Annotated in this window: 23 protein-coding genes and 1 tRNA gene; 18 read left to right on the top strand and 6 right to left on the bottom strand. The window is 65.0% G+C overall.

Annotated elements, in window-relative coordinates; genetic code table 11:
- Positions 1–28: 28 nt before the first annotated feature.
- Positions 29–105 (bottom strand) — tRNA-Arg (locus ACI5KX_RS01285).
- A 150-nt stretch (positions 106–255) separates the two neighbouring features.
- Between ACI5KX_RS01285 and ACI5KX_RS01290 the strand changes: the two genes are divergently transcribed.
- The 16 genes from ACI5KX_RS01290 (at position 256) to ACI5KX_RS01365 (ending at position 14,750) form a co-directional block, all read left to right on the top strand.
- Positions 256–651 carry a hypothetical protein gene (locus tag ACI5KX_RS01290; protein WP_406808868.1) on the top strand — a complete coding sequence of 132 codons (396 nt, stop codon included), beginning with the start codon at positions 256–258 and terminating at the stop codon, positions 649–651.
- Between the two features lie 39 nt (positions 652–690).
- Entirely contained in the window at positions 691–1,188 is a 498-nt protein-coding gene (locus ACI5KX_RS01295) for an MmcB family DNA repair protein (RefSeq protein ID WP_406808869.1), read from the top strand.
- A gap of 40 nt (positions 1,189–1,228) precedes the next feature.
- Positions 1,229–2,005: a sterol desaturase family protein gene (locus tag ACI5KX_RS01300; protein ID WP_406808870.1), complete on the top strand. Its 777-nt coding sequence runs from the start codon at positions 1,229–1,231 to the stop codon at positions 2,003–2,005.
- Positions 2,002–2,439: a DUF2141 domain-containing protein gene (locus ACI5KX_RS01305; RefSeq protein ID WP_406808871.1), complete on the top strand. Its 438-nt coding sequence runs from the start codon at positions 2,002–2,004 to the stop codon at positions 2,437–2,439. Before ACI5KX_RS01300 ends, ACI5KX_RS01305 begins: the two co-directional genes overlap by 4 nt.
- Positions 2,440–2,625: 186 nt before the next feature.
- Positions 2,626–4,401, top strand: coding sequence for a hypothetical protein (locus tag ACI5KX_RS01310; protein WP_406808872.1), 1,776 nt, complete (start codon positions 2,626–2,628; stop codon positions 4,399–4,401).
- 66 nt (positions 4,402–4,467) lie between these two features.
- Positions 4,468–5,568, top strand: a complete 1,101-nt coding sequence (locus ACI5KX_RS01315) for a phosphatase domain-containing protein (RefSeq protein WP_406808873.1) — start codon at positions 4,468–4,470, stop codon at positions 5,566–5,568.
- Between the two features lie 23 nt (positions 5,569–5,591).
- Positions 5,592–6,527, top strand: coding sequence for an alpha/beta hydrolase (locus ACI5KX_RS01320; RefSeq protein ID WP_406808874.1), 936 nt, complete (start codon positions 5,592–5,594; stop codon positions 6,525–6,527).
- A gap of 10 nt (positions 6,528–6,537) precedes the next feature.
- Positions 6,538–7,920, top strand: coding sequence for a M48 family metalloprotease (locus tag ACI5KX_RS01325; protein ID WP_406808875.1), 1,383 nt, complete (start codon positions 6,538–6,540; stop codon positions 7,918–7,920).
- Positions 7,921–7,966: 46 nt separating this feature from the next.
- The gene (locus ACI5KX_RS01330) at positions 7,967–8,680 is read left to right on the top strand and encodes a DsbA family protein (RefSeq protein WP_406808876.1); all 714 of its coding nucleotides are present in this window, start codon (positions 7,967–7,969) and stop codon (positions 8,678–8,680) included.
- A complete protein-coding gene (locus tag ACI5KX_RS01335) occupies positions 8,680–9,675 on the top strand; it encodes a hypothetical protein (RefSeq protein WP_406808877.1) in 996 nt (331 codons plus the stop codon). The genes ACI5KX_RS01330 and ACI5KX_RS01335 overlap by 1 nt, the downstream gene beginning before the upstream one ends.
- A gap of 81 nt (positions 9,676–9,756) precedes the next feature.
- Positions 9,757–10,995 carry a sensor histidine kinase gene (locus ACI5KX_RS01340; RefSeq protein WP_406808878.1) on the top strand — a complete coding sequence of 413 codons (1,239 nt, stop codon included), beginning with the start codon at positions 9,757–9,759 and terminating at the stop codon, positions 10,993–10,995.
- A 2-nt stretch (positions 10,996–10,997) separates the two neighbouring features.
- Positions 10,998–11,795 carry a LytR/AlgR family response regulator transcription factor gene (locus ACI5KX_RS01345; RefSeq protein ID WP_406808879.1) on the top strand — a complete coding sequence of 266 codons (798 nt, stop codon included), beginning with the start codon at positions 10,998–11,000 and terminating at the stop codon, positions 11,793–11,795.
- A gap of 116 nt (positions 11,796–11,911) precedes the next feature.
- Positions 11,912–12,784 carry a carboxylating nicotinate-nucleotide diphosphorylase gene (nadC, locus tag ACI5KX_RS01350; RefSeq protein WP_406808880.1) on the top strand — a complete coding sequence of 291 codons (873 nt, stop codon included), beginning with the start codon at positions 11,912–11,914 and terminating at the stop codon, positions 12,782–12,784.
- The gene (locus ACI5KX_RS01355) at positions 12,781–13,212 is read left to right on the top strand and encodes a hypothetical protein (RefSeq protein WP_406808881.1); all 432 of its coding nucleotides are present in this window, start codon (positions 12,781–12,783) and stop codon (positions 13,210–13,212) included. Before nadC ends, ACI5KX_RS01355 begins: the two co-directional genes overlap by 4 nt.
- A gap of 37 nt (positions 13,213–13,249) precedes the next feature.
- Positions 13,250–13,906: a ribonuclease T2 family protein gene (locus ACI5KX_RS01360; RefSeq protein WP_406808882.1), complete on the top strand. Its 657-nt coding sequence runs from the start codon at positions 13,250–13,252 to the stop codon at positions 13,904–13,906.
- Between the two features lie 70 nt (positions 13,907–13,976).
- Positions 13,977–14,750 (top strand): STAS/SEC14 domain-containing protein, encoded by a 774-nt coding sequence (locus ACI5KX_RS01365; protein ID WP_406808883.1) that lies wholly within the window; start codon positions 13,977–13,979, stop codon positions 14,748–14,750.
- 25 nt (positions 14,751–14,775) lie between these two features.
- Here ACI5KX_RS01365 and ACI5KX_RS01370 read toward each other — a convergent pair whose 3' ends face one another.
- Positions 14,776–15,231 (bottom strand): nucleoside deaminase, encoded by a 456-nt coding sequence (locus tag ACI5KX_RS01370; protein WP_406808884.1) that lies wholly within the window; start codon positions 15,229–15,231, stop codon positions 14,776–14,778.
- A gap of 151 nt (positions 15,232–15,382) precedes the next feature.
- Between ACI5KX_RS01370 and rpmB the strand changes: the two genes are divergently transcribed.
- Positions 15,383–15,670: a 50S ribosomal protein L28 gene (gene rpmB, locus ACI5KX_RS01375; RefSeq protein WP_406811297.1), complete on the top strand. Its 288-nt coding sequence runs from the start codon at positions 15,383–15,385 to the stop codon at positions 15,668–15,670.
- 94 nt (positions 15,671–15,764) lie between these two features.
- Here rpmB and ACI5KX_RS01380 read toward each other — a convergent pair whose 3' ends face one another.
- From ACI5KX_RS01380 to xseA, 4 genes are read right to left on the bottom strand one after another with little or no spacing between them, the layout of a single operon-like run.
- Entirely contained in the window at positions 15,765–16,733 is a 969-nt protein-coding gene (locus tag ACI5KX_RS01380; protein WP_406808885.1) for an esterase-like activity of phytase family protein, read from the bottom strand.
- 1 nt (position 16,734) lies between these two features.
- Positions 16,735–17,658: a peptidoglycan DD-metalloendopeptidase family protein gene (locus ACI5KX_RS01385; RefSeq protein ID WP_406808886.1), complete on the bottom strand. Its 924-nt coding sequence runs from the start codon at positions 17,656–17,658 to the stop codon at positions 16,735–16,737.
- Positions 17,659–17,663: 5 nt separating this feature from the next.
- Positions 17,664–17,867, bottom strand: a complete 204-nt coding sequence (locus ACI5KX_RS01390; protein WP_406808887.1) for a DUF2093 domain-containing protein — start codon at positions 17,865–17,867, stop codon at positions 17,664–17,666.
- A 24-nt stretch (positions 17,868–17,891) separates the two neighbouring features.
- Entirely contained in the window at positions 17,892–19,364 is a 1,473-nt protein-coding gene (gene xseA / locus ACI5KX_RS01395; protein WP_406808888.1) for an exodeoxyribonuclease VII large subunit, read from the bottom strand.
- On the opposite strand from xseA, the gene purD reads away from it, so the two are divergent.
- Positions 19,363–20,649, top strand: a complete 1,287-nt coding sequence (purD, locus tag ACI5KX_RS01400) for a phosphoribosylamine--glycine ligase (RefSeq protein ID WP_406808889.1) — start codon at positions 19,363–19,365, stop codon at positions 20,647–20,649. The two genes, xseA and purD, sit on opposite strands and share 2 nt — an antisense overlap.
- The last annotated feature ends 29 nt before the right edge of the window (positions 20,650–20,678 follow it).

A 20,678-nucleotide genomic window follows, 5' to 3' on the forward strand; every position in this document is an offset into this window, starting at 1 on the left:
AAACCGACCAAGACTTGCGCTGAAAAACTGGCGCACCCGACAGGATTCGAACCTGTGGCCTCTGCCTTCGGAGGGCAGCGCTCTATCCAGCTGAGCTACGGGTGCTTGAATGCTCTATCGGCGGCGCGATCTTTGCGCCGGGCGCGCCGCTTAGCAAGACCTGGGCCGCTCTGCCACAGATTTATTGACTGCACGACCGCGTGGTCACCCGCAGCTTAACCAAACGGCAAGAGCTTACGACGTAAGCCGGTGGCCATGTCAGCGCTGCCTCCCGACCAGATCAACGCTATGCGCGATAGCGCGTTGCAGGCCAAGGAACCGGTCGGCGCGCTCGCGCGGCGTTGGGACGAGCTGCATCGCCAGGCTGCCGAACTCGCCGGGCTGGCCCAGCTTTCGGGCGGGGCCGAAACCCATGATGCCGCCAACTTTGCCGAGCGGCTCACCGCCGCGCAGCAATGGCAGCGCGAACTCGCGTGGCAGGGCATCGAGGATATCGATGCGATGATGCAGCCGGGGATCACCGCCTTGAAAGTCATCACCGCGCGCGGGCAGGATGCAGGGGCGCCCGCGCTCGCCTTGTGGCGTGAATTCCACGCGGCACGCGAGGCGGTGCTCGATATGCTCGAAGCGAAAGCGCCCGCGCACTCCTGACCGCTTGACTGCGTTCGCGGTATGTTCCAATCATGCCCGATGTCCACCGCTTCGCTATCCGATCCCGATTCGCCCGCGATCACGAGCGCGCAAGGCGTCGCACGCGGGATCATGCGTCTGTTCGCACGCAACGATATCTGGTGTGTGAGCGAGGTGCCGCTCAAGAACGGGCGGCGCGCCGACCTGATGGGGGTGGATGCCAAGGGGCTGATCGTCATCGTTGAGATCAAAGTCGCGCGCGGCGACCTGCTGGGCGATGCCAAGTGGCCGGACTACCTGGATTTCTGCGACCGCTTCTTCTGGGGCGTCCCGCCGGCGCTGGACCGCAGCCCGCTTGAAAGCGACGCGTATTGGCCGGAAAAGTGCGGGGTCATCGTCGGTGACGGCTATGATGCCGAAATCGTCCGCCATGCACCGCTCGATCCGCTCGCCGCCGCGCGGCGCAAGGCGCAGGTCGAGCGGCTGGCGCGGATCGCCATGCGCCGGCACACCGCGCTGCTCGATCCCCATTGTGGCGATCCGGCGAGCGCAGGTTAGGGCTGTTTCGCCGCGGCGAACTGCGCCATAAGCGCTGATCATGCTTCCCGCCGACATGCCCGTACTGCTCGCGCTGCTGATCGTCAGCGTCGTAACCTCGGCATTCGTCGCCATCCGCTATTTCGCCGCAAGCGGCCTGTTCGCATGGATCACCGACCGTGTCCGGCCCGGGCTTTACGCGGGGAGACGTATGCAGATTCGCGCCGAGATCCGCTGGTCGCTGATCGCCACGGCGATCTACGGCGCGCCCGCCGGAATGGTGTTCTGGAGCTGGAACCACCTGGGCTGGACCCGGCTTTATACCGACTGGACCGCCTATCCTTTGTGGTACCTGCCGGTGTCGGTCCTTGTTTACCTGTTGGCACAGGACACGTGGTTCTATTGGACCCACCGGGCGATGCATTCGCCCGGGCTGTTCCGGGTCATGCACAAAGTTCACCACGACAGCCGCCCGCCGACCGCCTGGACCGCGATGAGCTTCCACCCGATCGAGAGCCTTTCTGGGGCGGTGCTGATACCGCTGATGGTGTTCGTCGTTCCGATCCACCTCGCAATGCTGGGCGTGGTGCTCGCCGTCGCGACGGTCATGGGCGTGACGAACCACATGGGGTGGGAGGCTTTCCCGCGCCGGATCGTTCATTCCCCGTTGGGTCGCTGGCTGATAACCGCGAGCCACCACGAAAAGCATCACGAGGAGTATCGATGCAACTTCGGCCTGTATTTCCGTTTCTGGGATCGAGTCTGCGGGACCGATCGCGGCCTTTCGCGCAGGATGTTGGGCGAGTCCGCAGGCGATCCGGCGGAGTTGCGGGCTTGATCCGCATCGCATCTCTGGGCGCTGCGACCGCGCTGACCGCCATGGCCTCGCCGGCGGTGGCTAACGAGGTGACCATCACCGTCACCGATCTTCGCAACACCAAAGGCGTGGTGCGCGCCTGCATGACGACCAAGGAAGACATCTTCCCGAAGTGCATCAAGGATCCCTCGTCGCACCGCACAGTCGTGCCTGCGGGCGAAACGGTCACCATCACCTTCACCGGCGTGAAACCCGGCAAGTATGCGGTCGCGCTGCTGCATGACGAGAACAATGACGGCAAGGCCAACCGCGCGCTCGGAATGATGCCCAAGGAAGGCTACGGCTTCTCCCGCGATGCTCCGGTCCGCATGGCACCGCCCAAGTTCAAGGATGCAGTCTTCGATCACGGCGATGCCGCCCAGCAGCTGACGATCAAGATGCGCTATTTCCTGTAGCGCCAAGCGTTCGCGACGCTGACGTCACTCAGTCGGTTCCGTTCCTGCAGCTCCCCGCATCGCTGGTGGCGTCATTGCGCCGCTCGCGTGTTTCTGCGCGGTTTTGCCGCCTGACTTAACGGGATGTTTACCACGCATTGCCAGAACCCGTCCCCATAACCGTTTAACAAGGGGCGTATCAGGGCCATGGACAACCTGCGGGGCACATTTGATTCCAGCGATGTCACCGATGACAGCGCAGACTGGGACGCCCATGACGACGAGAGCGTGCGCGAGCTTCCGCCCGAGGCCATCGGCCAGGACGAGCGCCGCATGCAGGTGCGCGCCTACAATCACTGGGCCAGCCTGCTGGGCGACAAGAGCTTCCCATCGATCGAAGAGCTCGAACCGCACAACCTTGAGGACTTCGGCCCGAATTCCGTCCTGCTCGATTTCTCCGCCGGGATCGAGGACCCAGCCGTGCAGTTCCTCGGCAACCGTCTCGCAGAGGAATGCGGCACCGAGGGCCACATCGCGAAGCTTTCCGACGTTCCACCGCGCTCGCTGCTGAGCCGGATCACCGACCACTACATGCAAATTCTCGCCAACGAGGCCCCGATCGGGTTCGAGGCGGAGTTCATGAATCAGCGCGGGGTTTCGATCATGTATCGCGGCATCCTGCTGCCGTTTTCGAGCGACGACGAGACGATCGATTTCATCTATGGCGTGATCAACTGGAAAGAGATCGCGGATCAGGTGACCTCGGACGAGCTGCTGCTCGAAATCGACCAGGCGCTCGAAATCGGCGAGAGTCCGGTCGAAGAAGAGGACGAGCCGCACAAGCACCACGCCGACCCGCTGGTCGATGGCCCGAGCGCCGATGTGTTCGAGCTGGGCGTCGAGAATGAAATCGCGCCCGAGGACTTCGTGCCCGAGATGGATGAAGGCGAAGAAGACGGCGACAATGTCGCTGCATTCGAGCCCGACTACGAGAGCCCGACCGACGAAGACGACCTGCCGCTGCCCGATTTCGGACAGTACTCGCTCGAGGATCCCGACGAGGATGAGGACGAGCAAGAAGGTCCGGGATACTCGTTCGCTTCGCTCGCCGACTACATCGAAGCTCCGGCGAAGAAGGCGATCGATCTCGACGCAATGCAGGTCGATCCCGCGGACTACGACACCGAAAACGCCGCCGATGCATCCGATAACGAAGGCGAAAGTGATGAGGGCGGCCAAACGGACGAAGCGGAAGCCGCACCGGTGATCGATCTCGCCGAATTCGAAGTGTCCGCATCCGTCGCTGCGGACGAGACCGATTTCAGCGATGAAGACGAAAATACGGATGACGACGATGCCGCGAATGCGCTCGAATCCGATGCCGGGCTTTACGATACCCTCGCCTCGGCGCGCGAACTCGCCCGCACGGCGCAGGTATCGGAAGACCGCAGCCGCCAGGCGCTCTATGCGGCGGTTGGGCGCGCATACGACTTCTCGCTCGCCGCCAAGGACGCTCCGGACGAATATCGCGAGCTGATCGAGGAAAGCGGCCTGTCGATCCAGGAACGCGCGCCGATGACCCCGGTCGTCAAGCTCGTGTTCGGAAGCGATTACGACAAAACGCGCCTAACCGAATACGCCGCAGTGCTCAGCCATGCCCACCGGCTTCATCTCGAGCGCGGGACGCTGGCAGATTTCCTCGGCCAGGCGGAGGGCGGCCTCAAAGGCGTCGTCGCGGCGGAACGTCGCCTGCGCAAGGAAGAGGCCGGCAAGTCGGTCGAGCCCGCCGAGGAAGTGCGCAAGGCGCTGGCGAAGAAGCTGCGCGAACTCGAAGAACTCACTTTCGAAGCACTGTCGGCTGAAGGCGCGGAATTCTCGCTCGTCATGGTTCGCCGCGACGGCGATGGCCATGTCTCGATGATCGGCGAGATCGAAGACGATATCCCGCTGATCGAACGCGCGGCACGCAAGCTGGTCGGCTGACCTCCGGCGATCTCATGCCTTAAGGGCAGGCTTGGTTTCCGTCCCGTTCGCGACTAGGCGGGCGCGATGCTCAGAGCGCTCTTTCCCGGCAACGCACCCGTGCGTGTGCAGCCGTTCTTCGGCTACCGCAACGATCGCACCCTTGTCGTGTCCGCGAGGGCGCTGCGTCGGCGCGAGCCGGTGTTCGACACGCGCGGGTTCTGGGGCGGCCTCGGCACGATGATCCGGCAATATGCCTCGCACGAAGTGCCGGGCCTGGACGTGCATCTGGAATTCGAAACCGGCGCAGGCGAGCTGATCCGCCAGTCCGCCACGACGGAGAACGAGGGATTTGCGCGTTTCGAAATACCCTTCGCCGAAAGCTACGACCTGCCGCTCGACACGGCATGGGAGCGCGCCACCCTGCGATGGCAGGCCGACGACGCGGAGGCGCCGCTCGAAAAGACCGCCTTCATTCTCGCCCCCGGGCGCAGCGCGGGCGTCGGGGTTATCTCGGATATCGACGACACGATCCTCGAGACCGGAATCACCGGCAGCTTTCGGGCAATTGCCAGGAACTGGCGGAGAGTGATGGCGCAAATGCCGGGCGAGAGGATCGTCGTTCCCGGAGCACCCGATTTCTTCGCCGCGCTCGGCGGAAGCGCCCCGCTGCGCGACGCCAGCCGGGTTCCGCAGCCGGTCCCCCGCCCGATCTTCTATGTCTCTTCGAGCCCGTGGAACCTGTTTTCTTACCTTGTCACCTTCAAACACCAGCGCGAATTGCCGCTCGGGCCGATCATGCTGCGCGATTGGGGCCTCAACCGCCGGACGCTCGGGAGCGAGGGCCACGGTTCGCACAAGCAGGCTTCGGTCGAACGCATTCTCGCGGCCTATCCGCACATGCGTTTCGTGCTGGTGGGCGACGATACGCAGAAAGACCTTTCGGTATTCGGTTCGATAGCCGCAGCGCGCCCGGACAGGATCGCCGGAGTGTTTATCCGCCAGAGCGCCGGGCGATCGCTCAGCGGTGCCGACGTCAGCGCACAGTCCGGGATGGCAGCGGCGGGAGTGCCTTTCTGGATGGGATCGGACTACGCCGAGGCGCGCGCCTTCCTTGCCGAGGCCGGCCTCGATTTCGATACAGGCACCGATGAACTCGTGCGTGTGGCCAGCGGAGAAGTGAGCTAGGGCCGATGAGGAGGGCGATGCGAATGACAATCGGGATTGTTGCCGCGCTGGTCGTGATCGCTGGCGTCGGCGCGATCGCGCTGCAGTTCGCGATCGCACGCGACGGGCCCGCAGTGCTGAGCGCGGTGGACCGCATCGCCGGCAACACGAGCGAGGCCGAGCGCAAGGCAGTGATCTCGACCGGGGAGCACCCCCAGCAGAAACTCGTCGTCTGGGGCCGGGCCGATGGGGGCGCGGTCGAGACGAAACGGCCGGTGCTGATCTTTGTCCATGGGGGCAGCTGGAATTCGGGGAGTCCCGAGTCATACGACTTTGTCGGTCGCACTTTTGTGCCAGAAGGGTTCATCGTCGTCCTCGCCGGGTACCGGCTTGGCAAGGAGGGCGAGTATCCCGGCATGCTCGAAGACACCGCCGGTGCGATCGGCTGGACCCACCGCGAAATCGCCCAATTCGGCGGCGACCCGGAGCGGATCGTGCTCGCGGGCCATTCCGCAGGCGCATACAATGTGGTGATGGCCGCGCTCGAGGAACGCTGGCTTGCACGCGAGGGGCTGTCCTCCACCCACATCGCAGGCGTCGTTGGGCTCGCCGGACCCTATGATTTCTTCCCCTTCGACAGCGAATCGACGAAGGCCGCTTTCGGCGATGCGATCGAGCCCGAAGCCACCCAACCGATCGCCCATGTCAGAGCCGATGCTCCTCCCAAGCTCCTGATTCATGGCGAAAAGGACGACACGGTCAAAATCAGGAACACCCGCGAACTCGCGCGCCGGATCGAAGCGGCCGGCGGTAGAGTTACCGTCCGCACCTATGCGGATATGACCCATCGCGACCCGTTGATGGCGCTCGCGGCTCCATGGCGTTCGCGCACCGACATCGCCGATCTGATCGCCGAATTCGCGCACGAGGTTGCCTCGCCCGGCACGGTTTCAGTTCCCGTTCAGGCGAAAACGCGTTAGCACAGCCGCGATGCGCGCTTCACGCCCCCTCAAGCTCTACCGGCTTGCCGCCTATTGCCTTGCGCTGCTCGCGAGCAGCGTGATTGCATTGAACCCGCTTGCCGCGCAGTCGATCCTGCGCGACGCCGAGACCGAAGCGCTCTTGCAGGACATGCTCGAACCGCTGGTGGAAGCCAGCGAGCTTGAGCCCGGCAATGTCGACATCGTGCTGATCAACGACCCGTCGATCAACGCCTTCGTTGCCGGCGGGCAGGTGATCTACATCCACACCGGCCTGCTCAACGCTGCCGAAACGGCGAATGAGGTCCAGGGCGTGATCGCGCACGAGCTCGGCCACATCACCGCAGGGCACGTGGTGCGCTTCGAGGAACGGACCCGCGCGGCGAATGGTATCACCATCCTTTCGCTCCTGCTCGGCGTCGGCGCAGCGCTCGCCGGTGCAGGGGATGCGGCGCTCGGCGCGCTCATGGCCGGCCAGCGCGCCGCGCTCGGCAGCTTTCTCGCCTTCAATCGCAACCAGGAAGCCTCGACCGACCTTGCCGGTGCCCGCTATCTTTCGGGCGCGGGCATTTCGGGCCGCGGCATGCTGACCTTCTTCGACCGGCTGCGCGATCTCGAAATCCGCCGCGGGTACAGCCAGGGCGACGAGGCTGCCTACACCCGAACCCACCCGCTCTCGGGCGACCGCATCCAGACGCTTCGCGGCCTGCTACAGGATGACGCCGCATGGGACTCCCCCGGCGATCCCGATCTGCAGGATCGGTTCCTGCGGGTGCGGGCCAAGCTCTACGGTTATCTTGCCGAGCCCGAGCGCACGTTGAACCAGTATCCAGTAAGCGACACCAGCATCCCCGCGCGGTATGCGCGCGCCTATGCCTTCCACAAGGATGCGCGGGTCGAAATGGCGCTCGCCGAGACCGACGCACTGCTCGATATCAATCCGGAAAATCCCTATTTCCTCGAATTGAAGGGCCAGATCCTGCTGGAATCGGGTCGCCCCGAAGACGCGCTCGAGCCGCTGCGCCGGGCAACAGATATCACGCTCAACCAGCCGCTTATCGCGGGAATGTTCGGCCATGCGCTGATCGCGACCGAAGACGAAAGCAACTATCCGGAAGCGGAGCGGGTGCTGCGTGCGGCGGTTGCGAAAGATCGCTTCAATCCCTTCGCGTGGTACCAGCTCGGCGTGGTTTATGCCGCGCGCGGCGACATCCCGCGCGCGCGCCTCGCGAGCGCCGAGCAGCAGGTGATGAGCCGCAACTACCCCGAGGCGCTCAGGAATGCGCAGGCCGCCGAAGCCGGATTGCCGGTCGGTTCGCCGGACTGGATCCGCGCGCAGGACGTCGCGCTTCAGGCGCGCTCGGAACTGGAACGGCTGCGCGACCAACGCTAATACCGCCGCGCAAGCCTCTCCCTCTCGCAGCACCGGGCCTCTTCAGATGACTTCCACCCTCCGCAACACGCTCCTTACCGCGCTGCTGGCCTTGTCGTTCGGTTTTCTCGGTGCGGCGATCTGGTCGTATTCGGGCCTCGCCGACAACCGCACCCGCGCCTACCTGCTCGACAATCCGAGCATCCTCGAAGACCTGTTCGAGGCGCTCCAGGCCGAGCAGGCACGCGAACGGCTCGCCGATGTCGGCGCACAGGTTTACGCTCCCTTCCCCGGCGCGGTGATGGGCAATCCCGAAGGCTCACGCGTGCTGGTCGAATTCACCGACTACAATTGCTCCTATTGCGAGGCGAGCCTGCCCGATGTCACGCGGCTCATCGCCGAGGACCCGGAGCTGAAGGTGGTGCTGCGCGAATTGCCGCAATTCGACGGCTCCGAAGCGGCGGCGCGGATGGCGCTCGCGGCGGCGATGCAGGGCAAGTATGCCGAGTTTCACGATGCGATGTTCAGGATCGGCCCCGCCAATGCCGAAACCGCCGAACAGGTCGCGCAGCAAATCGGCCTCGATCTTGAACGCGCACGGGAGGACGCCGCCTCCGAAGCGGTCACGATGGAAATCGCGCGCAATTTCTCGCTCTCGCAGTCTCTCGGTTTCAACGGCACACCCGGCTGGGTCGCGGGCGACACGCTGGTCAACGGCTATGTCGGATACGACCGGATGAAGGAGACGCTCGAGGAGGCCGGACCCCCGGTTGGCAGCTGATGCCTCGCATGATCGCCGCCCTTGCGACGATCGCCGCAGCGGGGATCGGCGCACCTTCGCTTTCCGCCTCTCCTGACGTCGGCGATGTCGACCTCGCAGCCGAGCGCGCGGCGATCGGGCAATTCCAGGATCTCGACCAGCGGCTGCAAGACATCGGTTGGAAGCTCGTTACGGGCAATGCCGCATTCTGCCCGGAATCCCTCCCTGCAATCGGCCTGCAATTGCAGGACATGGCCAGCTATGGCCGCCCAGACATCGCGCGCGCCGCCCTCGGTCTCGAGCGGGATTTCGCAGTGCAAACCGCCGCCGAGGGATCGCCAGCAGGCGCAATCGGCACGGTCGCGCGAAACGTCGAGATCGTCCGGCTCGAACGCTTCGACCCGAACGCTTGGGAGGCGGGAGACAGGCTCTACTGGCAGCGGTTGACCCGGGCGCACGATCATATCGACGCGATGCTGGCCGAACATGGCGGGATAGAGATCGGCCTTGCGAATGGAGATTCAGTGCGGCTCATCCCCGTGGAGGCCTGCGCCACCCGCTTCGAGCTGGCCGGGGATGGCGGCCGCGCGGTCGCCGACGGCAATCGGGTGGTGATCGGCGCCGCCTTTCCCGGCTTTGCTCTCGACGAGGAGCTGTTTGCCGCAGCTGTCGCCCACGAACTGGCGCACAATTTCCTGAAGCACAGCGAATGGCTCGACCGCAACGGACGCTCGCGCAAGAATATCCGCGCCACCGAGCGCGAGGCCGACCGGCTGATGCCATGGCTGCTTGCCAATGCGGGATACGATCCGGCCGCGGCGGCGCGGTTCTTCGCAGAGTACAGGCCGTCGAGCGGCAGCGTGCTGTTCATCCCCGGGTCGCATCCGAAATGGCAGGACCGGATGGAAGCGGTCGAGGCCGAAATCCCCGTGATCCGGCGATTGATGGCCGCAGATGGCGAAGCCGACTGGTCGGCGCATTTTCGCCGCGAAATCGACCCTCAAGAGCGTCGCTAGCACGGCGGATCGTGACCCGCGCACGGCCATATTCGGCAAAAGCGCTGCTAACCGCGAAAAAATGGGCTACATGGGCTGATTATGTCAGTGCTTCAGATCCAGCCGGCACCATTCTTTGCGAGCAAGAACCGGGCGTTCTGGAACCTCCAGCTGGCGGGCTGGGGCGGATATTTCCTGCTGCGCGCGGTGGTCGCGCTTGCCAACGACCAGCCGCTCGATCTGCTCGCGGTGATCCTGGTCACCACCGTCACCGGCTTCTCGATCACGCTGGTGCTGTCGGTGATCTATCGCCAGCTGATCGGCCGCCAGCCGATCGTTACCTGGGGCATGACCGCCGTAGTGCTGATGGGGGCGGTGATCCTCCACGCCACGATCGATGCCTGGGTGCAAGGCGTCTATTATGGCGGCACGCGCGAGACCACCTTCGCCCAGCGCTTTATCGGTCTTTCGTTCATCCCGCTGACGCTGCTCGGCGCCTGGAGCGCGCTGTATTACGCGATCAATTACTTCCTGACGGTCGAGCGGCAGGCCGACCGGCTCGAGCGGCTCGAAGCGCAGACGACCGCCGCGCAGCTCGCCATGCTGCGGTACCAGCTGAACCCGCACTTCCTGTTCAACACGCTCAATTCGATCAGCACGCTGGTGCTGCTCAAGCAGACCGAACAGGCCAACGCCATGCTCACCCGCCTGTCCGGTTTCCTGCGGCACACGCTGATTGCCGAGCCCGGCAGCCAGGTGACGCTCGACCAGGAGATCGAAACGCTGCAGCTCTACCTCGATATCGAACGAATGCGGTTCGAGGACCGGCTGCGCACCAATTTCGAGATCGACGATGCTGCGCTCAAGGCCTCGCTGCCCTCCATGTTGCTCCAGCCTTTGGTCGAAAACGCGATCAAATACGCGGTGAGCCCGCAGGAAGAAGGCGCGCGCATTTCGGTAACCGCCCGGGTCGTCGGCGAGCGACTGCGGCTCAGCGTCGAGGACAGCGGCCCCGGGGTCGATGGCCCGATCCAGCAGCGCCTGTTCGATCCGGACGGCAACCCTACAGGTCAGCCGGTTTCGACCGGGGTCGGGCTTGCCAATATCCGCAACCGTCTGATGCAGGCCTATGGCGAGAACCACGTGTTCGAAACCAAGTCCGAACCGGGCGGCGGCTTTAAAGTCTTCATCGAGATCCCATATGAGCCGGAGAGCGCCGAGGAGCCCGGTTCGGCGGCACAGGCCGCCAAAAGCGCGAATTCCGCTCCGGATAGCGCTCCCTCGGAACCCTCCGCCGATAATGTGATAGAACTCGACCCCCAACGCGCTACTGGATCATAGCCATGACAATCCGCACCATTCTCGTCGACGACGAAAAGCTCGCCATCCAGGGCCTCCAGGTCCGGCTCGAACCGTTCGACGACGTCGAAGTGATCGACACCTGCTCGAACGGGCGCGAAGCGATCCGAAAGATCAAGACGGAAAAGCCCGATCTGGTCTTCCTCGACATCCAGATGCCGGGCTTCGACGGCTTCAGCGTGGTCAAGGGCGTGATGGAGATCGAACCGCCGCTGTTCGTGTTCGTCACCGCCTATGAGGAACATGCAATCCGCGCGTTCGAGGCGAATGCGGTCAATTACCTGATGAAGCCGGTCGACGAAGACAAGCTCGCCGACACGATCGAGCGGGTCCGCCAGCGGCTCGCCGAAAAGAAATCGGCCGAGGACGCCGAGCAACTGCTCGACGTGCTGGCCGAAGTCGCTCCGGACCGCGCGGCCGATTTTGGGGGGGACATTTCGGAAAGCGCCGACCGTTTCGAAAAGCTCATCAACGTCAAGGATCGCGGGCAGATCTTCCGCGTCGAGGTCGACTCGATCGAGCATATCGAGGCTGCCGGCGATTACATGTGCATCTACACCGGCGACAATTCACTGATCCTGCGAGAGACGATGAAGGACCTCGAACGCCGGCTCGACCCGCGCAAGTTCCAGCGGGTCCACCGCTCGACCATCGTCAACCTCGACCAGGTGCGGCAGGTGAAGCCGCACACCAATGGCGAATGCTTCCTGGTGCTGGATTCGGGCGCCGAGGTGAAGGTTTCGCGTTCCTATCGGGATGTCGTGGCGAGGTTCGTGCATTAATTTGCTTGCGAAAGCGCATCCGCGCTTTCGTCCTCGCTAGACGCGCAGCGTAGCTGCGCACGCTGCGGGCGCCCGGTCGGGCTTGCGGTCGCTGCGCGACCGTTTAGACAGTCTCCATGAGCTTCACCCTTCCCGGCTTCGACCTTGACCGCTTCGTCCGCGAGACGCTCGCCGAGGATCTCGGCACCGGCCTCGAAGGCGGCGGGAAGGACGTCACCTCCGAAAGCGTAATCCCCGCCGATGCGCGGTTCTCCGGCGTGATGGACAGCCGCGACGCGATCGTCGTCGCCGGACTGCCGCTCGCCGAAGCCTTTTTCCGCCGTCTCGATCCCGCGGTGGATATCGAAGTGCTGGCGCATGATGGCGACAAGGTTACCCCCGGCACCGACCTGATGCGCATCGTCGGCAACGCCCGCGCGATGCTCACCGCCGAGCGCAGCGCCTTGAATATCGTCCAGCATCTCTCGGGCATCGCCACCATGGCGAACGAGTACGTCACCGCCATGCGCGGACCCGGGGGCAACCCCTCCTGCACGCTGCTCGACACCCGCAAGACCCTGCCCGGCCTGCGCGTGCTCGAAAAATACGCCACCCGCATGGGCGGCGCGCAGAACCACCGCATGGGGCTGTGGGATGCGGCGATGATCAAGGACAACCACGTTGCGGTCGCAGGCAGCGTCGCCGAAGCGGTCAAGCGCGCCCGCGATGCCGGAGTGAAACCGATCATCTGCGAGGTCGACCGGCTCGACCAGATCGAACCCGCGCTCGAAGCGGGCGCGCACCACCTGCTGCTCGACAACATGCCGCCCGAAGTGCTCAAGCAGGCGGTCGAGATGGTCGCGGGCCGCGTGCCGACCGAGGCGAGCGGCGGGATCAATCTCGATACTATTGCAGCGAAGGCGGCGAGCGGGGTCGATTACTGCTCGGTCGGACGTCTGACGCAAAGCGCCCCGGCGGCGGACGTGGGCCTCGATTTCACGCCGCTATGAAGGTGAAGCGGGGGCCAAGACCGCTCTCGATCAACCTCTTCGCGGGGGTGCTCCTCGCCATCGCCACTTCGAACCTTGCCATCGCGCTGTTCGATCTTCCCGCGCAGGAGGAATTCCTGCGCTCGCTCGGGCTCGGTCTCGACTGGAACCGCGACTGGACGATCGTCACCAGTTCGGCCTGGTTCACCATCGAATTGATCCCGATCGCGCTTGTATGGCTGGTCGCCAGCCGCTTCGCGCGCTGGTTCATCACCGCGATGGCGGCTCTCAAGGCGCTGCTGATCCTCGGCGACCTGCTGCTGCTCTACGCCTTGCCCGGCCTGCTGCTGGGGCAATCGATAGCGCTGGCGGCGGTCGCGCTGCTGTTCACGCGCGGGGCCGAGGCATGGTTTGCGAAGAAGGAGATCGACCCTGCGACCTTCGGCTAGTCTCCTGCTTGCCATTGCCGCGCTCGCACTGCCCGCAATGGCGCAGGCACAAGCCTACCAGTGCCGGATGCCCTCGGTCTCGACCGTGCCGCAGGTGTCGCCCGACGGCCCGCGCCGCGAGCTGGCGGTAACGGGTTACACGATGGCGCTGAGCTGGAGCCCCGAATTCTGCAAACCGCGCGAGGACAGCCGCGCGCATCGCACCCAATGCTCGGGCGACAATGGCCGCTTCGGCCTGATCGTCCACGGCCTGTGGCCGCAAAGCGCCAGTGGCACCTGGCCGCAATGGTGCTCCACGCGCGGAAGGCTCACCCCGCAGGAGGTGCGCGCCAACCTGTGCATGATGCCCTCGGCCAGCCTGATCGCCCGCCAATGGGCAAAGCACGGCAGCTGCATGGTCAAGCGCCCCGATACCTACTTCAAGGTCGCCCGCATCCTGTGGGAGAGCTACCGCATTCCCGATTACGACAGGATCAGCCGCGAGGACGATCTGACCGCAGGGCGCATCCGCGAAGCTTTCGCTAGCGCCAACCGCGGCATCCCCGCAGGCGCTGTCGGCGTGAAACTCAACTCACGCGGATGGCTGGAGGAGATCCGGCTGTGCTATACCAAGCGCTTCCGTCCGACCCGCTGCGACGCCAGCCGCTTCGGCGCGAGCGACGGCATGAAGGCGAAAATCTGGCGGGGGCTTTAGTGCGCATTTGATCCCGGTCAATGACCGGACAGCGACTCGCGGTGTATCGACTGCTCCGAGGAGACGCCCCATGATCAATATCGAAAAATTGTCCGACACCGCCCACCGCATGGTGGTCATCGCCGAATTTCGACAGGCCGACGCCGAAAGGCTCGTCGAATTCGCCAAGGAGCGCAATGCGGCAGGCGGGGGCGGAAGCATCCTGATCGACGTGACCGCGGTCACCGATTTCACCTTCTCCGCGGTCGCGGTCGAACTGGCGCATGTGCCGAGCCTGATGAAGTGGGTCTACGGGCTCGACCGGATCGCAATCGTCTCGGACAATGACTGGGTGCGGACCGGCGCGCGGCTCGAAAGCGCGCTGCTGCCCCGGGTCGTCTACGAAGTCTACGACGAGGACGAGGCCGACGCCGCGCGGGCATGGGTGATGGGCGAGAGCGAAGGCCCGCACACGGGCGCGGTGCACGAACTCGACATCGGCAAGCCGGGCATCGCGGCCTACGAGTTGTCAGGCCGGCTTGACCGCGACGAATCCGAACGCGGCGTGGCGATGGTGCAGAAGCGGCTCGAAGACCCCGACTGCACCAGGCTGCTGCTGGTAATCAAGAACTGGCACGGCTTCGATCTCGACCGGCTGCTGAGCCGCAAGGTCCTTTCGGCCAAGCTCGAGATCGCCAACAAGCTCGAACGCTACGCGATCGTCGGCGGCCCCGCATGGGTGCGCGGCTACGCCGAGTTTACCGGCAATTTCGTGAAGGCCGAGATCAAGGCGTTCGACCTCGACGAGCGCGACGAGGCGATTGCATGGCTTGAGGAGGTCCCGGCGATAGCGATGAACGCGTAGGGGATCGCGCAGCTGCAAATGCAGCTTATCGCCGCTCCCTGAAGAAGCCGCGCAGCAGTTCTGCAGCCTCGCCTTCGCCCATCCCCGAATAGACTTCGGGCTTGTGCAGGCATTGTTCCTGTTCGAACACGCGCGCGCCGCGTTCGACCGCGCCGCCCTTGGGATCGCTCGCGGCATAGTAGAGCCGTGCGATGCGCGCATGGCTGATCGCGCCCGCGCACATCGCGCAGGGCTCGAGCGTCACGTAAAGATCGCAGCCCGTGAGACGCTCGTCGTCCAGCCTTTCCGCCGCCAGCCGCATCGCGCGAATCTCCGCATGGCCGGTCGGATCGGGCGGCGAGCGCGTGCGGTTGGCGGCGATGGCGATCACCTCGCCATCCTTCACCACCACCGCCCCAATCGGCACCTCGCCCCCGTCCGCCGCTCTGCGCGCGGCTTGCAGCGCCGTTTCCATGGCTTGCGGGATGGGCCACCTCGTCATATTGCCCCGCTAGCGGTGCGCTCTTGCAGGTGCAACTTGCTTGACGATTCGCGCCTCCCCCGCTATGCGCGCCGCTTTCCGGGATAACCCGAGCATTGGGACCGCCGAATCAGCCGCGCGGCCCGTAACTGTGAACGAAACGAGAGATATCATGTCGCGGATTTGCGAACTGACCGGCAAGGGTCGCCAGGTTGGCCACAATGTGAGCCACGCCAACAACAAGACCAAGCGCGTCTTCCTGCCGAACCTGCAGAACGTCACGCTGCTGAGCGAAAAGCTCGATCGCAGCTTCAAGTTCCGCGTTTCGACGCAGGGCCTGCGTTCGGTCGAACACAATGGCGGCCTCGACAACTGGCTGCTCAAGACGAAGGACGAAAAGCTGTCCTCGCGCGCGCTCAAGGTGAAGCGCGAGCTCAAGAAGCTCGACAGCGCCGCCTAAGGGCATTCGGGCCGCCCAGGGCGACCCGCGTTCGAATGACGCTGCAAAGGCGTGCGAGGCGACTGCCCCGCGCGCCTTTTGCGTTTCCGGACGATTATTCGGTCCCGGCAGGATCGAAAATGAGCTTTGCGACCAGCGTGCGCTGGATCAGCGAGAGATTGTCGTCCGCAATCAGCCACACCGCGACGCGGCCGTTATCCAAGGCGCGCACCGCGATGCCCTCGTAATTCTCGCGCGGGATCACGCCCGCCAGGTCGAGCGCGATTTCGGGTGCCCACACCTCGTCGGCGCGCGGCTCCGGGCCGATCGCGATAAGGCTCGCGAACGGCGGAAGCCCTCCGCCCGCATCGACATCGCGCAGCAGCAACAGCAACCGGCCATCGGGCAGTTGCGCCATATCGGTCGCGGAGTTGCCTGCAACAGGGGGTTCGTATTCGAAGGTTTGCGGTTCGTCTCCGGCGACCGGATCGCGCGGGAAGATCAGCCCGGTGCGGCGGGTTTCGGGAAGGATGACGAAGCGCCCGTCCGCAAACCGCACCATGGCCTCGGCGCCGGAGTTGTCGTTCCAGCGATTGGCCTCGGCGATGGCCACGAGGTCGCGCATCGCGTTCGGCTCGTTACCTGCGGAGAAACGATGCACGGCGTGATCGTTTTCGAATGCGATCCAATAGGTCCCGCTCGCCGGATCGCGGGTCGAGGCCTCCATGTCGCGAATGTCGTCGAAGCGCTCGGGCAGGACCGGCTGGCGAGCGATGCTGAAGTCGCTCGCCGGACCGTCCGGCTCCGCGAAAGTGAAGCGCGCGCCGCGATCGGAAAAGGCCTGCAAGCGCCCATCGGGCAGCGTCATCAGGGTCGAAAAGCCGCCGAACAGCAGGCTGTCCGCCGAATAGTGCCATACGCCGGCAACGCTCCAGACGGGGGTTGCCGTATCGCTCGCGCTCGCGACCTGCTCGACCGCAACCGTTTCGGGCGGATCCCGGCTGATATCGGTTCTAAGGAAAGTCCCCGGTGCACACAGGACCGCGAGGATTATCGCCGCGATCGCGCGGCGGCGGCGTGCCATCTCAGTCCATCGGGCCGGTGAACAGTAGCGGATCGAGCCGCGCCTCGTTCCACTTGAGGCTCCAGTGCAGGTGCGGTCCGGTCGCGCGACCGGAGGAGCCGACATTGCCGATATGCTGCCCCTGCTCGACCGTATCGCCTTCCTTCACTGCCAATCTGGAAAGGTGGATGAAGGCGCTGTTGAGGCCCGCTCCATGGTCGATGATGAGGATCGTACCTTCCAGGCTGAAGCCGGTCCGTGCGAGCACCACCACACCGTCGGCAGGCGCGACAAACGGCACACCGTTGCCGGGCGCGATATCGATGCCAGAGTGATAGCTTCCCGGTTCGCCCCGGTAGATCCGCTGGCGCCCGAAACGACCTGATATGCGGCCTTCGACCGGCCAGATGAAATCCTGCTTCCATCCGTCGGCGCCGGTCTCTTTCTCGCGCGCGCCCTTGATCGCCAGCCATTCGGGCTCGCGCTTCTTCCACCATGCCTCGCTTCCGCCGCCCGTGCCCTTGGCGACGTTGACGCGCTCGATGTCCCAGGCGCGCCGCGAGATCGAGAGGTCGACGCGTATCGTTTCGCCCGATTGCGGCACGGCGGAGAGCGTCAAATTGTCCGGGCTGTCGCGATCGAAGGCGGCGAAAAAGCTCCCGTCCTCGGCCAGCCGGAGTTGCTGATCGCCCAATGTCGCGCGCACTGTCCCTTGCGGCACGCGGCCTCTGATCCAGCCGCCTTGCGTGAGCTCACCCGCATACTCGAGCGCAGTCGCCGCAGGCAACGGATCGACCATCGTCGCGACGGTCTGTCCGTCGTTATCGGTGGCTTCGACCATTTGCGGCTTTGCCCGATCGGCATCCTCGACCGGTGGCACCGCATCTGCGGGCGAACAGCCCGTGGTCGCGCAGGCCAGTGCGAGCGTGATCCAGCTCAGCGGCATCGCGCTCACCCCTCGCCGAGCAGGCGCTTGGTCGCGATTTCTGGGGTGGCGTAGGCCTCCTGATGCTCGGCGCTCCAGTAGCGCAGCTCTTCGAGCGGGATGACCTCGCCGGTCACCGCACAATAGACATGCTGCCCCGGCCGCAACACGCGGAAGGTCGAGGGGCCGTAATAGAGTTTCGCGGCCTTGTCGCCGGATGACATCAACATGAGTGGGCTCTTACCATTCGGGGGTCAGTCAAACAAATCTTCCTGTTTGGCAGCGGTTCCGGGCTTGGGCTTCGGTTTCGCTGCGCGGCGGGGAGCTGCGGGGCTCGCCGCAGCATTGGGCACGACATCAAGCACATCGTCCTTGAATTGGAGCTTAAGCGCGGCCTCGCGCTCGGCCTGCGCCTTGCTGGTGAGCGCCTTGCCAGCCGCGTCGCGGACGATGGCATAGCCGCGCTCGAGCGGCCTTTCGGGATGGAGCTGGCTTGCGAGGCGGGCGAGCGATGCGAGCTGGTCGCGCTTGGAGGCGAGCGGACGAGTCACAAGCGCGGGGGCAAGCCGCGCATTGGCCAGTCTGCGCGTCGCATCGGCATGCGCGCGCTTGAGGGCATTGGGAGAGAGCCGCGAGGCTACACCCGCCAGCCGTTCGCGCCCCTGTGCCGCGCGATCGGTCAGCCCGCGCCGCAGCCGTTCCGCGGCCTCGTCGAGGCGCTGCGCCTGCGGTTGCAGCAGGCTTTCGGGCTTGGGCATCCGCCGCGTGCGTGCCTCCAGCCGTTCGCGCCCCAGTTCGACCGGGCGATACACCGCGCGGCGCTGGCGCGCGGCGAAATCGGCAAGGCTCGCTTCGAGATCGGCCCGCACCGGCACCGCGATCTCCGCTGCGGCGGTCGGCGTCGGCGCGCGCCGGTCGGCGGCGTAGTCGGCGAGGGTCGTATCGGTTTCGTGCCCCACTGCCGAAATCACCGGAATGGTACATTCAGCGATAGCGCGGACCACGATCTCCTCGTTGAAGCTCCACAGATCCTCGATCGATCCGCCCCCGCGCGCGACGATCACCACATCGGGTCGGGCAACCGGGCCGCCGGACTCCATCGAGGAAAAACGGCGCACGGCATTGGCGACCTGATCGGCCGCGCCCTGCCCTTGCACCAGAACCGGCCACACGACAACATGGCTGGGGAAGCGATCGGCAAGCCGGTGGAGAATGTCACGGATAACCGATCCGGTTGGCGAGGTGACCACGCCGATGGTCTTCGGGAGGAACGGCAGCGGTCGCTTCCGCTCGCGCGCGAACAACCCTTCCGCCTCCAGCCTTGCGCGAGTCTTTTCGAGCAACGCCAACAATGCGCCCTCACCCGCCAGTTCGAGGCTCTCCATCACGATCTGGTATTTCGAACGCCCGGCATAGGTCGTCAGCTTGCCGGTCGCGATCACCTCCAGCCCGTCCTCGGGCACGAAGGCGAGGCGATTGGTGTTCCCGCGCCACATCACCCCGTCGAGCACCGCCTTGTCGTCCTTGAGCGCGCAATAGAGGTGGCCCGAAGCCGCGCGCTTCACCCCCGAAAGCTCGCCGCGCAGCCGGACATGGCCGAAGCGGTCCTCCACCGTGCGCTTCAAGGCATTCGAAATCTCGGTGATCGAGAGCGGCTCGGCGTTGTCGCCTGCGCGGCTGCGCGCTACCAGCCCGTTAGTTTCTGAATCGGTTGGCGGAGGGGCCATGAATATCCTGCTTCTGGGGTCGGGTGGACGCGAACATGCGTTAGCGTGGAAGCTCGCGCAATCCCCGAGCTGCACCAAACTCTATGCCGCCCCCGGGAATCCGGGGATCGCGGAGGACGCCGAGCTGGTGACCCTCGATGCAAGCGACCACGGTGCGGTCACGCATTTCTGCGCCACCAACGGTGTCGACCTGGTCGTGATCGGCCCCGAAGCACCCTTGGTCGACGGGTTGGCAGATTCCCTGCGCGCCAAGGGCTTTGCCGTTTTTGGCCCTTCGCAACTGGCAGCGCAGCTCGAAGGCTCGAAATCCTTCACCAAACGTCTTTGCGACCGCGCCGGCATCCCCACCGCGCGCTATTTCGAGGTGCACAATTACAATGAGGGCGGGAAGGCGATGACCGCCCTTGGCACAGGCGCGCCCTATGTCATCAAGGCCGACGGCCTAGCCGCAGGTAAGGGCGTCGTCATTGCCGGGTACAACGATGAGGCGCGTCACACCTTTATCGACCTGTTCGGCGGCGACGGCGAAACGAACACGACGGGCGCAAAGGCGGTGGTCGAGGAATTCCTCGAAGGCGAGGAGGCAAGCTTCTTCGTCCTCACGGATGGAGAGACGATCCTGCCCTTTGGCACGGCGCAGGATCACAAGCGGGTCGGCGACGGTGACGAAGGCCCCAATACGGGGGGAATGGGGGCTTATTCCCCCGCTCCGGTGCTGACGCCCGAACTGCAGCAACGCACCCTCGAAGAAATCATCAAGCCCACGGTCGAGGCCATGCGCGCCGAGGGCATGCCCTATTCGGGCGTGCTCTATGCCGGCCTGATGCTGACCGCCGACGGGCCGAAGCTGATCGAATACAACTGCCGCTTCGGCGATCCCGAATGCCAGGTGCTGATGATGCGCTTCGCAGGCGACCTGGCGGCAGTGATGATGGCCTGCGCCAAGGGCGAGCTGGCGGGTGTGAAAGGCGAATTCACCGACGATACCGCGCTGACGGTGGTGATGGCGGCGGAAGGCTATCCCGGCACGCCCGAGAAGGGCGGCGCGATCGACCTCGGCGATGCGGAAGCGGGCGGCGCAAAGGTCTTCCACGCCGGAACCGCGATGAAGGACGGCCAGCTGGTCGCCAGCGGCGGCCGCGTGCTCAATGTGACCGCGACGGGCGCAAACGTCACCGAGGCGCAAAAGGCAGCCTATGCGGCGGTTGACGCGATTGGCTTCGAGAGCGGATTCTGCCGCCGCGACATCGGCTGGCGCGAGGTCGAGCGGGAACGGGACAATTGATCCCCATCAATGACAATCCCGCCGAAACG

It is taken from the genome of Erythrobacter sp. GH1-10 (genome assembly GCF_045363165.1).
Classification (GTDB): Bacteria; Pseudomonadota; Alphaproteobacteria; order Sphingomonadales; family Sphingomonadaceae; genus Erythrobacter.

Bases quoted from the DNA above. Each gene is read 5' to 3' on its own strand.
- purD (WP_406808889.1), top strand. From the start codon at position 19,363: ATGAATATCCTGCTTCTGGGGTCGGGTGGACGCGAACATGCGTTAGCG.
- ACI5KX_RS01390 (WP_406808887.1), bottom strand. From the start codon at position 17,867: ATGTTGATGTCATCCGGCGACAAGGCCGCGAAACTCTATTACGGCCCC.
- ACI5KX_RS01340 (WP_406808878.1), top strand. From the start codon at position 9,757: ATGTCAGTGCTTCAGATCCAGCCGGCACCATTCTTTGCGAGCAAGAAC.
- xseA (WP_406808888.1), bottom strand. From the start codon at position 19,364: ATGGCCCCTCCGCCAACCGATTCAGAAACTAACGGGCTGGTAGCGCGC.
- ACI5KX_RS01295 (WP_406808869.1), top strand. From the start codon at position 691: ATGTCCACCGCTTCGCTATCCGATCCCGATTCGCCCGCGATCACGAGC.
- ACI5KX_RS01360 (WP_406808882.1), top strand. From the start codon at position 13,250: ATGGCGCAGGCACAAGCCTACCAGTGCCGGATGCCCTCGGTCTCGACC.
- ACI5KX_RS01370 (WP_406808884.1), bottom strand. From the start codon at position 15,231: ATGACGAGGTGGCCCATCCCGCAAGCCATGGAAACGGCGCTGCAAGCC.
- ACI5KX_RS01385 (WP_406808886.1), bottom strand. From the start codon at position 17,658: ATGCCGCTGAGCTGGATCACGCTCGCACTGGCCTGCGCGACCACGGGC.
- ACI5KX_RS01310 (WP_406808872.1), top strand. From the start codon at position 2,626: ATGGACAACCTGCGGGGCACATTTGATTCCAGCGATGTCACCGATGAC.
- ACI5KX_RS01290 (WP_406808868.1), top strand. From the start codon at position 256: ATGTCAGCGCTGCCTCCCGACCAGATCAACGCTATGCGCGATAGCGCG.
- ACI5KX_RS01315 (WP_406808873.1), top strand. From the start codon at position 4,468: ATGCTCAGAGCGCTCTTTCCCGGCAACGCACCCGTGCGTGTGCAGCCG.
- ACI5KX_RS01325 (WP_406808875.1), top strand. From the start codon at position 6,538: ATGCGCGCTTCACGCCCCCTCAAGCTCTACCGGCTTGCCGCCTATTGC.
- ACI5KX_RS01345 (WP_406808879.1), top strand. From the start codon at position 10,998: ATGACAATCCGCACCATTCTCGTCGACGACGAAAAGCTCGCCATCCAG.
- ACI5KX_RS01365 (WP_406808883.1), top strand. From the start codon at position 13,977: ATGATCAATATCGAAAAATTGTCCGACACCGCCCACCGCATGGTGGTC.
- ACI5KX_RS01335 (WP_406808877.1), top strand. From the start codon at position 8,680: ATGCCTCGCATGATCGCCGCCCTTGCGACGATCGCCGCAGCGGGGATC.
- ACI5KX_RS01355 (WP_406808881.1), top strand. From the start codon at position 12,781: ATGAAGGTGAAGCGGGGGCCAAGACCGCTCTCGATCAACCTCTTCGCG.
- ACI5KX_RS01380 (WP_406808885.1), bottom strand. From the start codon at position 16,733: ATGGCACGCCGCCGCCGCGCGATCGCGGCGATAATCCTCGCGGTCCTG.
- ACI5KX_RS01320 (WP_406808874.1), top strand. From the start codon at position 5,592: ATGACAATCGGGATTGTTGCCGCGCTGGTCGTGATCGCTGGCGTCGGC.
- rpmB (WP_406811297.1), top strand. From the start codon at position 15,383: ATGTCGCGGATTTGCGAACTGACCGGCAAGGGTCGCCAGGTTGGCCAC.
- ACI5KX_RS01330 (WP_406808876.1), top strand. From the start codon at position 7,967: ATGACTTCCACCCTCCGCAACACGCTCCTTACCGCGCTGCTGGCCTTG.
- ACI5KX_RS01300 (WP_406808870.1), top strand. From the start codon at position 1,229: ATGCTTCCCGCCGACATGCCCGTACTGCTCGCGCTGCTGATCGTCAGC.
- nadC (WP_406808880.1), top strand. From the start codon at position 11,912: ATGAGCTTCACCCTTCCCGGCTTCGACCTTGACCGCTTCGTCCGCGAG.